Source organism: Thermodesulfovibrionales bacterium (assembly GCA_035622735.1).
In the GTDB taxonomy this organism is placed as follows: Bacteria; Nitrospirota; Thermodesulfovibrionia; order Thermodesulfovibrionales; family UBA9159; genus DASPUT01.
Window position 1 is genome coordinate 1 of the sequence record DASPUT010000126.1, and the last position, 14473, is coordinate 14473.

Sequence of the window (14473 nt, forward strand, 5' to 3'; positions counted from 1 at the left end):
ATGATCGATCTCCATACCCACAGCATATTCAGCGACGGAGAACTCCTGCCCTACGAGCTTGTGAGGAGGGCGATCGCGATGGGTTACAGCGCTCTCGCGATCACGGACCATGTGGATGAATCGAACATAGACTTTGTGATACCGAGGATCGTGAAGGCGGTAAAAAAAATTCGTGACTTCGTTCCGATTGAGGTGATTCCGGGCACCGAGATAACTCATGCACCGCCCAAGCTCGTGGCCGATCTCGTGAAGGAGGCGCGTTCTCTCGGGGCAAGAATTGTCCTTGTCCATGGAGAGACGATCGTTGAACCGGTGCCGGAGGGGACCAACAGGGCCGGGATAGAGGCCGGAGCGGATATCCTGTCGCACCCCGGGCTGATCACGACAGAGGACGTCCTCCTTGCGAAGGACAAGGGCGTTGTCCTCGAGATTACCGCCCGGAAGGGGCACTCACTTTCGAACGGATATGTGGCGAAGGAGGCGATTAAGTTCGGGGTGCCGGTGACGATAAACACCGACTCCCACAGCCCGGGAGATCTCATCACGCGGGAGACTGCGAGGAAAATACTCATGGCTTCCGGCATAGAGGAAAGCCGAATTGAATCGATATTCGAAAACGCAAAAGGACTTGTTGAAAAAGCTTTGAGGGGGAATTAATGCCAAAGGCCATTAAGAAGAAGATTGCGAAACCGGCGAAGAAAGAGGAAGACGTAAGCAATATCGTCCATCGAGTAAGGGAATCGCTCGGTGAGAGGCAGAGATTCCTCTTGCCCGTGTTCATTGGCGCGGTCGTAGTCCTTCTTGTCGTGGCGGGGATTTCCCTCTACCGTTCAAACATGAACGCAAAGGCCGAGACCCTTGAATATGAAGGCTACCGGGCTTACTACGGGTTTCAGCAGAAACAGCCGTTCCAGAAGGGAGAGCAGTACCAGAAGGCCCTGGAGGATTTCAGGAAGGCTAACGAGATGCGGAAATCGCCATTCGCACTCTTCTATATCGCGAGCTGCTACGACGGTATGGGAAAATACGAGGATGCGTTGAAGGCCCTGAACGAATTGAATGAACGGTTTCCCGATGATGAGAAGTTTGTTCCCCTCACCTACTATAAGATGGCGGTGATCGCCTTCAAGAAAGGGGATAAGGATGCCGCCCTCAAACTCCTCGACACGCTCTACAATTACCGTACCGGCTCATTCAAAGACCTTGCCCTCATGGAGTCTGCACGAATCCTTGAGTCGATGGGAAAGACGGAAGAGGCCGCCAAGAAACTTGAAGAACTCAAGAAGAATTTTCCGAACTCGCCGTTCCTGAGGGCTCCGCAAGGACAGCCGCCAGCTTCTTAATGGAAACTACATAACGTTTTTCAAACCTCCGCCATGATCGGCTCAGGAGGAACCTCTTTCAGGGCTGAACTCCGGCAGACCAGATACCTGATGAAGTGAAGGTAGTTCGCATCTCTTTCTAAAATTTCGACTCCCATCCCGTTCTTTCCGGTCTTGGTCGGGGCCTTTATCACTTTCCCAGTCGGAGTTTTCCAGGCCCTCTTGACCTTAACCCGCAATCGTGAGGTCAAACCTTGGGGCAGATACAGCGTTATTTCAAGAACCGTATCCGGGGCTTTCGGATAGTTTGTTCTTATGAACATGCCCTGCAGGGAAAAATCGCTCGATATCCCGGCGCGTCTCATACCGTCAGATACGAACTCGACGTCACAGCGTTTAATGAATCTCTTGTGTCTTCTTCTATCAGCCACCGCTTCTGGCCTCAGCGCAAGGGTTGGGGGCCGCACCGAAAACCGGAAATATGCCCTGGACTCCGATGTGCATGAGGCGATCCTCCTTTATTCTATTGCGAATATCACTTAGTCACACTTTGAACCCTAGCGCTCGAGATGTCAATCCTACCTGGGTAGGGGGAGAGTTTCAGGACTGGCACAGGCTACAGGAACGTCAATGGCGCGGACGTCGGGCAGTCTTTTATCATTCTTGAAGGAGTAAAGAATAAGGAAGGATTCCTCTTCTAGCGACAGAGCATCTTTACAGAAGGAAACGGGAAACCAGGGAAGCCGGAGTCAATCGTTCACGTACGAATCTTTTTTATTGACCGACGCGATTATCTTCTTGTTCGATCTCTTCTTTTTCGGTTTCTGATAGACGGCCTTCTTCATCGTTGCCCTATCATCGCGGTCCATGCAGAACTTTTCTTTTGGGGGGAGATAGATCGTCTCTCCGGTCTTGAGCACCTTCATGCCGTCATTGAGTTCGTTGATCACACCGATCGGCACGCCGGTCTTGGATGCGATCTTCTTAAGGGTGTCTCCCTTCTTTACCGTATAGGCAGCGATCGTGAACCGTTCCTCCTCAGGAATCTTTGCGAGATTTTCGATGAAAAGGTCTTTCTTCCCGGCGGGAATTCTCAATGCATAGGACGTAACATTCGGAGGCGTGCTCCATCTCCTGAGTTCCGGGTTCAGTTCTTTCACCGCGGTCTCCGTGGTCTGCGCGCAACTGGCTGCAACGTCGAGGTCGACCGGCTTGTCAATGACCACCTCATCGTATTCGAAGGGAGAATGATATGCGAGATTTTCGAAGCCATACGCCTTCGGGTCCATGGCGATCTGCTTTGCAGCGATAAACCTCGGCACATACTCTTTCGTCTCGTCCTTTATGTAGCGGGTATTGAGAAGGGCCCAGTAGTCGTCGCTCCTGGACCTGTTCAGCGCCTTGAGAATCTTCCCTTCGCCTGCATTGTATGCGGCCATCGCCAGGTTCCAGGATCCGAACATCTCGTAGAGGTCCTTGAGATAATTTGCCGCCGCCTCGGTCGACTTCACGGGGTCTCTCCTCTCATCACGCCACCAGTCTATCTTGAGGCCGTACCTCTTTCCCGTCTCCGCTATGAACTGCCAGGGGCCCACTGCCCTCGCCACGGAATAGGCGTTCGGGCTGAAGCCGCTCTCGATGAGGGGAAGAAAGGCTATATCTTCGGGGACTTTGTTCTGCCGCAGGATCTCTTTCATCAAATCGAGGTACTTCCCGGACCTCTGGAGCCAGAGCGTAAACCGTTCCCTAATCCGCTCGGTGAACAAGGCGATGTTTCTCGCAACTGCCCTCGTGACAAGGGGTTTGGAAGAGTGCGGTGCGCCACCCGGGTCCTTTGCTGCGGCGGGCTGGTCAGTTTCGGTCTGTTGCTCCGGAGCTTGTAAAATGACGGGGGCCTGCTCTGTCTGTTGTTTATTCTGTTCAAGGAGAGGTTCATCGGGGAGACGACCTTCGCCCCTTGAGGCAGTCGGCACGACAGAATAACAGAGAGTAAAGAACAGGAAACAGAAAAAGACAAAAAACCGCTTCTTCAGCATACGCCATATTCTTAGCTGAAAAATGATGATTTGTCAAGGATTTTTTGTTCTGACGGCGACGGAGCGTACTGATTGCGGGAGAGCCTCGCTTTACAAAATTTCTGATGAAATGTTAGATTTTTCTGTGAGATACGGCGAGCGTGCCATAAAGAAATCCCTCCTGGAGACATGGGATAATCCGAATGTCGGGAGGGACTATGACATCGACATCAGTTTCCCTGAGTTCACCTGTATCTGCCCCCGCTCCGGCTACCCAGACTTTGCGACTATACGGATACACTATATCCCCGACAAAAAGATCATTGAGCTCAAATCCCTGAAGCTCTACCTGAATTCATATAGAGATCTCCCGGTGTCCCATGAGGAGGTTACGAACAGGATATACTCGGAACTCATAGGGCTCCTGAAACCGAGGTTCTTGGAGGTCATCGGAGACTTCAACGCGAGGGGAAACGTAAAGACTGTAGTGTCGGTTCGTTCCGATAAGGCAGGTCGATGCAAGACCTGAGAAGCGTTATCCCCGTTTTGCCCTCTCGATAAAGAGCTTCATCTTTCTCGGGTCTTTTTTGCCCTTTCCTTCTTCTACGCCGCTGCTCACATCAACAGCATGGGGATTTACCCACCGAACCGCCTTCTCGATATTGTCAGGATTCAGTCCCCCTGCGAGGATTATCTTTCCGAACTGTTTCGCCTCAACCGCGATGTCCCAGTTGAATATCTGCCCCGTGCCTCCGAGGGATTCAGGAGTAAAGGTGTCGAGAAGGTATGCAGAAACACGATAATGTCTCAGGGGTTCCAGGTCGCTCAACTCCCTCACCCGTACCGCCTTTATGACCCTTCCCGACATCACGCATGCCTCCGGGGGTTCGTGGCCGTGCAACTGGGCGATATCGATGGCAGCATGTCGGATGATCCTCTCTATCTCATCCGGTTTCTCGTCGACGAACACGCCGACAGTCGACAGGAAGGGCGGAAGTTGGCGGACAATATCCCTGGCAGCATCCGGCGAGATGTTCCTCGGGCTTTTCTTGTAAAAGACAAACCCCACGGCATCCGCGCCGTATTCGGCTGCAAGTAAGGCATCACCGATGTTTGTGATGCCGCATATCTTCACTCTTACCACTGCCTGTACTCACTGGTGCATGACGCACCCGAAACAACAAGGAGACGTTGACGAGCGCACCTGTGCAAGGAGATTCTTAACCGACAACCGGCAGTTTCGCGAGGGACTCCCGAATCATTTCGTCGGGATAGACAAAGTCCTCAAGCTTTCCGGAAAGATAATTTTCATAGGCCGCGAGATCGAGGTACCCGTGACCGCTCAGGTTAAAGAGAATGGTCTTCGTCTTCCCCTCCTCCCTGCATCGTATCGCCTCGTTTATCACGGTGACGATGGCATGTGCGCTCTCAGGAGCCGGTATGATGCCCTCCGATCGGGCAAACTTGACGGCTGATTCAAAAACCGCAGTCTGTCCGCATGCCACCGCCTCTATGAGCCCATCATGATAGAGTTGACAGAGGAGCGGCGCATCGGCATGATACCGCAGTCCGCCGGCATGAATCCCGGGAGGCACAAAATCATGTCCAAGCGTGTACATCATGAGCAGCGGGGTCAGCCCGGCCGTGTCACCGAAATCGTACCTGAATTCGCCTTTTGTGAGGGTGGGGCAAGACGTGGGTTCCACGGCGATGACCCGCAGATCCTTGCCGGCTATCTTATCCTGCAGGAAGGGGAAACTGATCCCCGCAAGATTGCTTCCGCCCCCGCAGCTCCCGACGATGATATCCGGGTAATCGTCGATCAGTGCAAACTGTTTCTTGGCTTCCTGGCCGATGACCGTCTGATGGAGCAAGACATGATTCAATACCGAGCCGAGGGCGTAGTTCGTATCGCTGTGGGTTGCGGCATCCTCCACAGCCTCTGATATGGCGATTCCGAGACTCCCGGGACATTCAGGGTCTGCTTCGAGGATCTTCTTGCCCGAATTGGTGACCTGCGAGGGGCTCGAATGGACGGTCGCACCCCACGTCTCCATCGCGATCCTCCGGTATGGCTTTTGATTAAAGCTCACTTTCACCATATATACGGTTACATCAAGTCCGAAGAGGCTCCCGGCAAGGGCCATCGAGGACCCCCATTGGCCCGCGCCCGTCTCGGTGGCTATCCTCCTGATCCCGGCCTTCTTGTTGTAGAATGCCTGGGGGATGGACGTGTTCGGCTTGTGGCTGCCCGCAGGACTCACCCCTTCATATTTGTAATAGATCTTTGCAGGGGTTCCGATCGCCTTTTCAAGCCTGTGGGCCCGATAGAGCGGGGCCGGCCTCCAGAGGGTGTATATATCGAGCACTTCCTCGGGTATGTCGATCCACCGCTGATTGGAGACCTCTTGCTCTATGAGCGCCATAGGGAATATGGCTGATAAGTCATCGGGGCCAACAGGTTTGAGCGTTGCCGGATGGAGCGGAGGTTTCGGGAGATGGGGCATGTCAGCCATGATGTTGTACCACTGTTTCGGTATCTCCCTGTCCGGGAGCACTATCTTTGTTTCCTGCATAGGATCCTCCTCATCGAAAATAAGTTTATCAGCGTAACGTTCCTCTCAATTCATCGATCTTCCCCGCGATATCCCGGGACTCTATGAGGGATGTGCCGATAAGCATGGCGTCTATTCCGGCGGCATCCAGCCGCTGCACGTCATCCCTGGTCTTGATGCCGCTTTCACTGACCGTAATCCTATCGGGCGGTATCTCCCGTTTCAGGAGAAAGGTCGTCTCCATATCCACCGCGAGGCTTTTCAGATCTCTGTTGTTTATCCCTATGATGTCCGTATCGAGGCGGAGTGCCCCTTCGAGTTCCCTAAAGTCGTGCACCTCGAAAAGGACGGAAAGACCGAGCTCCCCGCAGAGATCGAGATATTCTCCAGCCTGCGCCTTTTCGAGGAGAGCTCCGATGAGGAGTACCGCATCCGCTCCGTATGCCTTCGATTCATAGATCTGGTATTCATCGACGATGAAGTCTTTTCTCAGCACCGGCCTCGTGACGATCCGTTTCACGGCCTCTATGTACCTCAGGTCGCCAAGGAAGAAATCTTCCTCCGTGATGACAGAGACCGCGTCGACAGACTTCTCTTCATAGACGGACGCCACCTGACCAGGGTCGAAATCTTTTTTAATGAGTCCCCGTGACGGGGAGGCCCGTTTTATCTCTGCGATGATTCTAATACGTCCCGCTCCTCTTCTGACGGCCGCAGTGAAGTCCCGCGGCTTCTCGACTTCCTGAATCCGAGCCTTCAGTTCGTTTCGGGAGACGTTCCTCTTTCTATCGTCCAGGCGCTCCCTCTTCTTTTCTGCTATCGCATGAAGGACTGACATCTTTAAATTTTAAGGCAACGGGTGATGATTTTACAACTCCGGGAAAGCAGTATCCGCGGGAACGTTGGCGGGGGGCGGGTTTCATGAGGTTGTGATATAATTGCCCATCATGGATACGAAGGACAGAATCGCAAAGGCGGCGGGCGTCATGTCTGCAGCGACCTTCGCAAGCCGCATCCTCGGCTATCTGAAGGATATGATCATCGCAGGGTACTTCGGCGCGACCGGACTTTCCGACACATTCTTTGTCGCCTTCAGGATTCCGAACCTCCTGAGGGAGCTCTTTGCCGAGGGCTCGATGTCTTCGGCATTCATACCGGTCCTCACGGAATACCGGACAAGAAGCGGGGACGAAGAGGTGAAGCGGATCGTGAGGATAACCTTCACCTTCATCGTGATCGTTCTCGGGCTGCTCTGTCTTGCCGGCGTCCTGTTTGCACCTCAGATAGTCGCTCTCATCGCGCCGGGGTTCCTGAAGGAGAGCGGAAAATTCTCGCTCACCGTTCTCCTCACGAGGATCATGTTTCCTTTTCTCCTTTTCATAAGTCTCGCTGCTCTCGTCATGGGTGCGCTCAACACGAGGAGGGTCTTCTTTGTTCCCGCCTTCGCCCCCGCGATGCTCAACGTGACGATCATCGGTCTGGTGCTCCTCCTTGTTCCGGTCCTGGAGCAGCCGATCATCGCTGTCGCCATCGGTGTCGTTCTCGGCGGGTTTGTGCAGTTCGCCTTCCAGCTCCCCTCTTTCTTCCGGCAGGACTACGACCTGAGGCCCTCCTATGATTTCGGCCATCCCGGTCTGAAGAGGATGTCGGTCCTCATCCTCCCGGCAACGATGGGAATGGCGGCAGCCCAGATCAACATCTTCATCAGCACGATTCTCGCGTCTTATCTTCCGCAGGGGAGCATCACCTATCTCTACTACTCCATGAGGCTCATTCAGTTTCCGATAGGCATCTTCGGAGTCGCGATGGGTATGGCGGCCCTCCCTGCATTGTCAGAGCATGCGGCAAAGGGAGAGATGGATAAACTGAGGGAGGATTTCTCCTTTGCCCTGAGGCTCCTCTTCTTCATCACCGTGCCGTCAATGGCGGGGCTGATCGCGCTACGGGAACCGATTGTGAATATGCTCTTTCAGCGGGGCGCGTTCGATTACACCGCAACGATCGGGACGGCGCAAGCGCTGCTCTTCTACTCCCTCGGCATATGGGCCGTTGTCGGCGTGCGGGTAGTGACCGCCACCTTCTATTCCCTGCAGGATACAAGGACGCCGGTAAAAATTGCGATCGTCGCGATGCTCACGAATGTCATGATGAGCCTTATCCTCATGGGGCCCCTGAAGCATGCCGGATTGGCCTTCGCGAATGCGCTCGCTTCGGGTGTCAACTTTGCGCTCCTCTTCTATTTCTTGAGAAGGAAACTCGGCCGCATCGATGCGAAGAGGATATTCCGGTCTTTTTTCAAGGTATGCGGCGCTTCATGCGTCACGGGCGTTTCAGGCTGGCTTGTCGTGCGGGGCGTCATTTGGCAATCGCAGGGAAGGTTTATGGAAAAGGCGCTCTACCTTTCGGGCACGATCGCGTTCTGCCTGATCCTCTATCTCGGCATCTGCTTTCTTCTCCGGACTGACGAGGTGGGTTATCTTTATGCCATAATAGGTAAGAGGCGCGCAGGAGGGAAAGCATGATTATCAGGAACCTGGTTGTCGGCCCGCTGCAGGTAAACTGTTTTGTCGTAGGAGATGAGGCTTCGGGGAAGGCTGTCGTCGTGGACCCGGGGGACGAGCCGGACAGGATCATCGAACTCCTGAAGAAAGAGGAACTCACCGCGGAATACATCGTCTGCACCCACGCCCATTTCGACCACGTGGGGGCGGTACCTGACATCAAGAAGACTACTCACGCGAAAATAATCATCCACCGGGATGAACTCGATATCTATCACGGTGCGAGGGACATGGCGGCTTTCTGGGGCTATGACCTCGATCCCCTCCCCGAACCCGACATCCTCGTTGGGGAAGGTGATGAGGTGAGGGTCGGGGCCCTCACGTTCGTGGTCCTCCACACCCCGGGACACAGTCCGGGCGGCATCTGCCTCTCGGGAGAGGGAATCATCCTGACGGGAGATACGCTTTTTGCCGGTGCCGTGGGAAGGACGGATTTCCATGGCGGGGATATGGGTAAACTGAAACGTTCCTTCGACAGACTCATGTCGCTTCCTCCGGACACCGAGGTCCTTACCGGACACGGTCCGAATTCGACCATAGGGAGAGAGCGCGTCGACAACTTCTTTCCGAAATTATTTGCTTGACAAAGCTCTCATTAACTGGCATATTTAGCTATCATGGTCTGAGCTTCTCAGCATTAACGGGTTCCTGAGAATCGTCGATTGTTCGGGTTTCCCGACCCAAGGCCGCGGGTCTTGGGATTTTTATTTTCAGGAGGAAGGATGGGCACAAAACTCTATGTAGGCAACATTTCGTTTCAGGCAACGGAGGATGACCTGAAAGACCTCTTCTCGCAGGCCGGAGAAGTGGTATCCGTAAAGATGATCACCGATGGCGCAACCGGCAGGTCGAGGGGTTTCGGCTTTGTCGAAATGAGCTCGGAAGCCGATGCCCAGAAGGCGATCACGATGTTCAACGGCAGCAGCTTTGTGTCGCGGAATATCGTTGTGAGCGAGGCAAAACCCCAGGAGAGAAGGGAAAGGGGCCCGAGAGAAAGAAGCGGTTTTGGCGGTAAGCACCAGGGGGGGAGAAGGTAGTCTGAGCCTTTCTTTTTAGAGCAGATTCAGGAACCCATCAAGATCATAGAGCCGAGGGATAATCCCAGTTCTTTTGAAACCACATCACATTTAGACTGAAACAGGTAGAATACTGTCTTGTGAGGGTCTGACAGCGTTTCGAAATTTCCCTGTCCCTTGCTTATGACAAGCCGTGCCTGCCGGTATCTCCGCAGGAAATCATCGGACGTCCACTCGAGGATTGTTCCGACGGCGTCGGACCCGTTGTCGACAACCTCGCAGACCTCTGTCAAATGAGCCTCCCGCGCATCTTCACGGGTGCAATCGTTGATCACCGGCGAGCCCTTAACAACGGCGATAATGGTTTTGCCCAGGGACTGTAACGTTTCGATGAAGATTCTGTCAAAGACTATCTCCCCGGCATTGTCAAGGAGGTAGAGTATCTCATCGGCATCGGAAAGCGCCGAAAGAAAGGACTGATAATCGTCAACGGCAAGCGGGGCGTGCAACGCCCGTTCAATGGTGCCTTCGATATCGACGGAGGTGAATATGCCGAAGTCTATGACGTTGCCGGCTATGGCGAGCCTTGCCGCTGTCTTTAGCGGATCGGGACTTTCGAGAACGATCTTCTTGAGCGATGGATAGATGCCGAGGGATATCCGGTTGTATTCAGATTTTATCCCCTGAAAGGGGTCCTTCTGCAGGAGGCCCCTGATCCTCCGGTGAATGAATGTCGTTGCATGAGCAGGCGGCTTTTCCGTATCGGTATTCAGGATATCTTCGAGAACAGCCTTTACGATCCTCTCCTGGGTTTCTCTCTCCTTCGTCCCGAACCTCAGGGCTATGAGGGATTGCTTGAGGAAACACGGAAAACAATCGAGGTGGACCTTCATCGTGAGACTCCTCCGGACGGAGGCAGATGATGAGCCTGAGGAAGCTTGAGACCCACGCAACGAAGCATCATTTCTTTGATCAACCTGTCTCGAAAAGGTTTCTATCTGCCTTTCAGCGCTTCCGCTTTTTCCCGCACCTCGGTTGCCATCCTCTTCTTATACTGCCGGAGTTTTTTCACAATGCGTCCCTCCTTTCTGCCGATAATCTGCGCGGAGAGCAGAGCGGAGTTTTTTGCGCCGGCTTTGCCGACAGCCATCGTGGCAACGGGAACCCCCGGAGGCATCTGGACCGTACTGAGGAGGGAATCGAACCCCTGAAGCGGTGAAGAGTTAATCGGAACGCCGATCACGGGGAGTATCGTATGGGACGCCACGACACCGGCAAGATGTGCTGCTGCCCCTGCTGCGGCGATGATCACCTCTATCCCCCTACGTTCCGCACCGGAAGAAAGGTCGAGAACGCGGTCGGGACTCCTATGGGCAGATGCCACGGTCATTTCATAGGGAATTCCGAAAGCATCGAGAATCTTCGACGCCTCTGTCATCACAGGAAGATCTGAATCGCTTCCCATTATTATTAAGACCTGTGGTTTCATCGATAACCTCCCGTTTCAGCGGTTCCTGAACGATCCTTCTGCGCGATCGTCCGCAGTCTCATGCCTGCCGTCTCAGTGCCCTGTCAGCGATGTCATTTCGATAGTGCATTCCTTCGAAATGAATCTTCTCTATCGCCCGGTATGCCCTCTCTTTTGCATCCTTTATGCCGCTCCCGAGAGCAGTAACCCCGAGCACCCTCCCCCCTGATGTAACGATGCTGCCGTTACTGAAAGACGTTCCCGCGTGGAACACAACGATATCTTTCTCCTGTTTCACCGTATCGAGTCCTGATATGAGTATTCCTTTTTCATACTGGCCGGGATATCCTCCCGATGCGAGTACCACGCAAACTGATGAATCGGGTTTCCACCTGATATTCATTTCGGACAATTTGCCGTCGGTCACTGAGAGGGCGACGTCAACGAGATCGGAATCCAGCCGAGAAAGCACCGGCTGCGTCTCGGGGTCGCCGAGCCTGCAGTTGAACTCAAGGACATAGGGGATATTATTCCTTATCATGACTCCCGCATAGAGCACACCCTTGTATCGGATTCCCTCGGCCTTCAGTCCCCTCATGGCGGGCCGCATGACCTTCTCCATGATCGCCGTCTCCATTTCCCTCGTGATCACCGGCGCAGGGCTATACGCACCCATTCCACCGGTATTCGGCCCCTTGTCGTCGTCAAAAATTCTCTTGTGGTCCTGTGAACTCGCCATCGGGACCAGAGTCTTCCCGTCGAGGAAGGCCATGAAAGACGCTTCTTCGCCGTCGATGCACTCTTCGACGACTACCCGGTTCCCGGCCTCACCGAATGCCCGTTCTTTCATGATCAGCCTGAGGGCCGTTATCGCTTCGTCTACGGTCTTCGCCACGAATACACCCTTTCCTGCCGCAAGCCCTTCGGCCTTGATGACAATCGGTGCCCCCTTCATCCGGACGTGATCTTCCGCATGGACATAGGAAGTGAATACGCTGTATTCCGCCGAGGGAATTCCGTATCTCCTCATGAAATCCTTGGCGAAGATCTTACTCGACTCTAACTGAGCCGCCTCGCGTGAAGGACCGAGGATCCGTCTCCCTTCCTTTTCAAAGGCATCGACAATCCCTCTCGAAAGGGGGTCTTCGGGCCCGACGATGGTCAGGTCTATCCACTCATATTTGACAAAATTAATCAGGTCTGCGAAGGAGTCAAGCCCGATATCGATGCACTCCGCTATCTCCGAAATTCCGGCATTTCCCGGGGCGCAGTAAATCTTATCCACGTGCCGCGACTGAGATAGCTTCCAGACGATGGCATGCTCCCGTCCGCCACCCCCGATTACGAGAACCTTCATTTCTCCTATACTCCTTTTCTGTCACCCATCGAGAGATCGTTCCGGCAATGATACGATGCCTGGAAGACGCTGATCCCCCTTCTCTGCTGCGCCGATGCTCAGAGGCGATATATCCTGAGAGAGGACTCCATGATGGAACGCGAGCGCCTGCTATTATAACAAATTCGCTTTCTCCGTTTGCCGTCGTCGATACCGGGCATGAATTTCTGGACGCTCACTGAGCGTCTAAAACTTCGTTCTCCCGAGGTACTCTGCGATGAGGGCATCATAGCGGGCCGTATGGGCGAAGACCTTCTTTGCCAGATTGAATTTTGTCTCCTTGCTCAGCGCTCCCCCCGATGACTTCATCTCCCTGATTATTGCCGGATAATCGTCCGGGTCGACGACAACAGCCACATCCTGAAAATTCTTGGACGCTGCCCTGAGCATGGCGGGTCCTCCGATGTCGATATTCTCAATGGCATCGTCAAAGGTCACCCCTGTTTTCGAGATCGTTTCCTCAAAGGGGTAGAGGTTCACCACGACCATATCTATCGGCCGAATGCCGTGCTTCTCTATATCCTCCATATCTTTTGGATTGCTTCGCCTCGCGAGAAGGCCCCCATGGATCTTCGGGTGCAACGTCTTCAGCCTGCCATCGAGCATCTCAGGGAAACCTGTATAGTCCGAAACATCGGTTACCGGAATTCGGGAATCACGAAGGGCCTTTGCGGTCCCGCCCGTCGATAGAATCTCGGTGCCCATCCGGGACAACTCCCGCGCAAAATCGACAACGCCTTTCTTATTCGAGACACTGATGAGGGCCCTCTTGATCATGCCGTCTCCTCCTCTTTCCGAGACTTTAGAATATGCCTTTTTCTTTGAGGCTGATATACGCTCCGTCGCCGATGATCACATGGTCAAGAACAGCTATCCCGATAATCTCTCCTGCGCTCCTGAGTCTTTCCGTAACCGTGACATCATCGCGGCTCGGCGCGGGATCGCCGCTCGGGTGGTTATGGACGAAGATAACCGATGCAGCCGACTCCCTGATAGCCTCTTTAAAAGCCTCCCGCGGGTGAATGGGCGAGTTGGTCAGCGTTCCCTCCGATATCTTGCATTCCCGGATCAGCCTGTTTTTTGTATCAAGGAGGAGGGAGAGAAAAAGCTCTTTCTTAAGGTTTTTGAAGCGGGGAGCGAAATAAGAGTATACCGCGTTGCTCGAAGAAAAAACGGGTTTGCCGACCGAAGACTCACCCATCAATCTCTTGCCGAGTTCAAAGGCCGCTTTTATCTGAGCGACCTTGGCGATGCCGAGCCCTTTCAGGGAAGCGAGTTCGGCGGGAGAAGCGGTATCTATGCTTCTGAGCGTCTTGAACGCGTCGAGGAGCGACAGGGAAAGGTTCAACACCCCCTTCCCATCGCCTCCCGTCCTCAAGATTATCGCGAGGAGCTGGGCATCGGAAAGATTCTCGGGACCGTATTTCACGAGTCTCTCCCGAGGCCTCTCGTTCTCGGGCCAGTCTTTTATCTTCTGCTCCGGCATCCTCTGATCCCCTCTCCGGAAGACTATTCTATCAAGTTCGTCTTTTTTTTTGTGTAAAATCTCATCGACGCCAGCGAGACCTGTCCCTGCGCCTCTTTCCGGATATGGTACAATGAACTTCATGAAAAGCGGTAAGGGCAAGGTCTACCTCGTCGGGGCAGGACCCGGGGATATAGGGCTTCTGACCGTGAAAGGGCTGAAGTGCCTCCAAAAGGCGGAGGTGGTCGTTTATGATCTTCACCTCAATGCGCAGATTCTGAATTACATAAGCCACGACGCGGAATTTGTCTATGCCGGGAAACGGGGCGGCCATCATGCGATGACCCAGGACGAGATCAATGCCGTTCTCATCGGGAAGGCTAAGGAGGGGAAGACCGTGTGCAGGCTCAAGGGCGGCGACCCCTTCGTCTTTGGCCGTGGCGGTGAAGAGGCGGTTGAGCTCGTTAAGAACGGCATAACGTTTGAGGTCGTTCCTGGCGTCAGTTCGTCAGTGGCGGCTCCAGCATATGCGGGAATCCCTCTGACCCACAGGCACTATTCGTCATCTTTTGCGGTGATACCGGGTTATGAGGACATGACAAAGGGAGAATCGGCCATAGACTGGGCAAGAATCGCAACGGGCGTAGGTACGCTCGTGGTCCTCATGGCAGTAAA

The 14473-nt window shown here is 54.0% G+C and carries 17 protein-coding genes; 7 read left to right on the top strand and 10 right to left on the bottom strand.

Going from position 1 to position 14473, the window contains the following annotated elements; translation table 11 throughout:
* A partial coding sequence (locus tag VEI96_06915; protein ID HXX57715.1) for a histidinol phosphate phosphatase domain-containing protein occupies positions 1 to 657 on the top strand: 657 nt, incomplete at its 5' end.
* Positions 657 to 1343 carry a tetratricopeptide repeat protein gene (locus VEI96_06920; protein HXX57716.1) on the top strand — a complete coding sequence of 229 codons (687 nt, stop codon included), beginning with the start codon at positions 657 to 659 and terminating at the stop codon, positions 1341 to 1343. The genes VEI96_06915 and VEI96_06920, both read left to right, overlap by 1 nt.
* A 20-nt stretch (positions 1344 to 1363) precedes the next feature.
* Here VEI96_06920 and VEI96_06925 read toward each other — a convergent pair whose 3' ends face one another.
* The gene (locus VEI96_06925) at positions 1364 to 1753 is read right to left on the bottom strand and encodes a PilZ domain-containing protein (GenBank protein ID HXX57717.1); all 390 of its coding nucleotides are present in this window, start codon (positions 1751 to 1753) and stop codon (positions 1364 to 1366) included.
* 318 nt (positions 1754 to 2071) lie between these two features.
* Positions 2072 to 3358, bottom strand: a complete 1287-nt coding sequence (locus tag VEI96_06930) for a transglycosylase SLT domain-containing protein (GenBank protein HXX57718.1) — start codon at positions 3356 to 3358, stop codon at positions 2072 to 2074.
* 109 nt (positions 3359 to 3467) lie between these two features.
* Between VEI96_06930 and queF the strand changes: the two genes are divergently transcribed.
* Positions 3468 to 3866, top strand: coding sequence for a preQ(1) synthase (gene queF / locus VEI96_06935; GenBank protein HXX57719.1), 399 nt, complete (start codon positions 3468 to 3470; stop codon positions 3864 to 3866).
* Between the two features lie 6 nt (positions 3867 to 3872).
* On the opposite strand, the gene VEI96_06940 is transcribed toward queF, so the two are convergent.
* The 3 genes from VEI96_06940 to trpC form a co-directional block, all read right to left on the bottom strand.
* Positions 3873 to 4481, bottom strand: coding sequence for a phosphoribosylanthranilate isomerase (locus VEI96_06940; GenBank protein HXX57720.1), 609 nt, complete (start codon positions 4479 to 4481; stop codon positions 3873 to 3875).
* A gap of 76 nt (positions 4482 to 4557) precedes the next feature.
* Positions 4558 to 5913 carry a TrpB-like pyridoxal phosphate-dependent enzyme gene (locus VEI96_06945; protein ID HXX57721.1) on the bottom strand — a complete coding sequence of 452 codons (1356 nt, stop codon included), beginning with the start codon at positions 5911 to 5913 and terminating at the stop codon, positions 4558 to 4560.
* Positions 5914 to 5941: 28 nt separating this feature from the next.
* Positions 5942 to 6730, bottom strand: a complete 789-nt coding sequence (gene trpC, locus VEI96_06950; GenBank protein HXX57722.1) for an indole-3-glycerol phosphate synthase TrpC — start codon at positions 6728 to 6730, stop codon at positions 5942 to 5944.
* Between the two features lie 109 nt (positions 6731 to 6839).
* On the opposite strand from trpC, the gene murJ reads away from it, so the two are divergent.
* The 3 genes from murJ (at position 6840) to VEI96_06965 (ending at position 9490) form a co-directional block, all read left to right on the top strand.
* Entirely contained in the window at positions 6840 to 8414 is a 1575-nt protein-coding gene (gene murJ / locus VEI96_06955; GenBank protein ID HXX57723.1) for a murein biosynthesis integral membrane protein MurJ, read from the top strand.
* Positions 8411 to 9037: an MBL fold metallo-hydrolase gene (locus tag VEI96_06960; protein ID HXX57724.1), complete on the top strand. Its 627-nt coding sequence runs from the start codon at positions 8411 to 8413 to the stop codon at positions 9035 to 9037. Before murJ ends, VEI96_06960 begins: the two co-directional genes overlap by 4 nt.
* A 138-nt stretch (positions 9038 to 9175) precedes the next feature.
* Positions 9176 to 9490 carry an RNA-binding protein gene (locus tag VEI96_06965; GenBank protein HXX57725.1) on the top strand — a complete coding sequence of 105 codons (315 nt, stop codon included), beginning with the start codon at positions 9176 to 9178 and terminating at the stop codon, positions 9488 to 9490.
* 26 nt (positions 9491 to 9516) lie between these two features.
* Here the strand turns inward: VEI96_06965 and VEI96_06970 are convergent, their stop codons facing one another.
* The 5 genes from VEI96_06970 to radC form a co-directional block, all read right to left on the bottom strand.
* Positions 9517 to 10362: an ARMT1-like domain-containing protein gene (locus VEI96_06970; GenBank protein HXX57726.1), complete on the bottom strand. Its 846-nt coding sequence runs from the start codon at positions 10360 to 10362 to the stop codon at positions 9517 to 9519.
* 101 nt (positions 10363 to 10463) lie between these two features.
* Positions 10464 to 10958 carry a 5-(carboxyamino)imidazole ribonucleotide mutase gene (purE, locus tag VEI96_06975; GenBank protein HXX57727.1) on the bottom strand — a complete coding sequence of 165 codons (495 nt, stop codon included), beginning with the start codon at positions 10956 to 10958 and terminating at the stop codon, positions 10464 to 10466.
* 58 nt (positions 10959 to 11016) lie between these two features.
* A complete protein-coding gene (purD, locus tag VEI96_06980) occupies positions 11017 to 12294 on the bottom strand; it encodes a phosphoribosylamine--glycine ligase (GenBank protein ID HXX57728.1) in 1278 nt (425 codons plus the stop codon).
* 225 nt (positions 12295 to 12519) lie between these two features.
* Positions 12520 to 13110: a hypothetical protein gene (locus VEI96_06985; protein HXX57729.1), complete on the bottom strand. Its 591-nt coding sequence runs from the start codon at positions 13108 to 13110 to the stop codon at positions 12520 to 12522.
* A gap of 25 nt (positions 13111 to 13135) precedes the next feature.
* Positions 13136 to 13819, bottom strand: coding sequence for a DNA repair protein RadC (gene radC / locus VEI96_06990; GenBank protein HXX57730.1), 684 nt, complete (start codon positions 13817 to 13819; stop codon positions 13136 to 13138).
* A 121-nt stretch (positions 13820 to 13940) separates the two neighbouring features.
* Between radC and cobA the strand changes: the two genes are divergently transcribed.
* On the top strand, positions 13941 to 14473 hold a 533-nt coding region (cobA, locus tag VEI96_06995; GenBank protein HXX57731.1), incomplete at its 3' end, for a uroporphyrinogen-III C-methyltransferase.

What these genes read in the sequence shown, in the direction of transcription:
- VEI96_06920 (HXX57716.1), top strand. Translation starts at nt 657, where the DNA reads ATGCCAAAGGCCATTAAGAAGAAGATTGCGAAACCGGCGAAGAAAGAG.
- VEI96_06985 (HXX57729.1), bottom strand. Translation starts at nt 13,110, where the DNA reads ATGATCAAGAGGGCCCTCATCAGTGTCTCGAATAAGAAAGGCGTTGTC.
- VEI96_06945 (HXX57721.1), bottom strand. Translation starts at nt 5,913, where the DNA reads ATGCAGGAAACAAAGATAGTGCTCCCGGACAGGGAGATACCGAAACAG.
- VEI96_06965 (HXX57725.1), top strand. Translation starts at nt 9,176, where the DNA reads ATGGGCACAAAACTCTATGTAGGCAACATTTCGTTTCAGGCAACGGAG.
- queF (HXX57719.1), top strand. Translation starts at nt 3,468, where the DNA reads ATGTTAGATTTTTCTGTGAGATACGGCGAGCGTGCCATAAAGAAATCC.
- purE (HXX57727.1), bottom strand. Translation starts at nt 10,958, where the DNA reads ATGAAACCACAGGTCTTAATAATAATGGGAAGCGATTCAGATCTTCCT.
- VEI96_06960 (HXX57724.1), top strand. Translation starts at nt 8,411, where the DNA reads ATGATTATCAGGAACCTGGTTGTCGGCCCGCTGCAGGTAAACTGTTTT.
- radC (HXX57730.1), bottom strand. Translation starts at nt 13,819, where the DNA reads ATGCCGGAGCAGAAGATAAAAGACTGGCCCGAGAACGAGAGGCCTCGG.
- VEI96_06970 (HXX57726.1), bottom strand. Translation starts at nt 10,362, where the DNA reads ATGAAGGTCCACCTCGATTGTTTTCCGTGTTTCCTCAAGCAATCCCTC.
- purD (HXX57728.1), bottom strand. Translation starts at nt 12,294, where the DNA reads ATGAAGGTTCTCGTAATCGGGGGTGGCGGACGGGAGCATGCCATCGTC.
- VEI96_06930 (HXX57718.1), bottom strand. Translation starts at nt 3,358, where the DNA reads ATGCTGAAGAAGCGGTTTTTTGTCTTTTTCTGTTTCCTGTTCTTTACT.
- trpC (HXX57722.1), bottom strand. Translation starts at nt 6,730, where the DNA reads ATGTCAGTCCTTCATGCGATAGCAGAAAAGAAGAGGGAGCGCCTGGAC.
- murJ (HXX57723.1), top strand. Translation starts at nt 6,840, where the DNA reads ATGGATACGAAGGACAGAATCGCAAAGGCGGCGGGCGTCATGTCTGCA.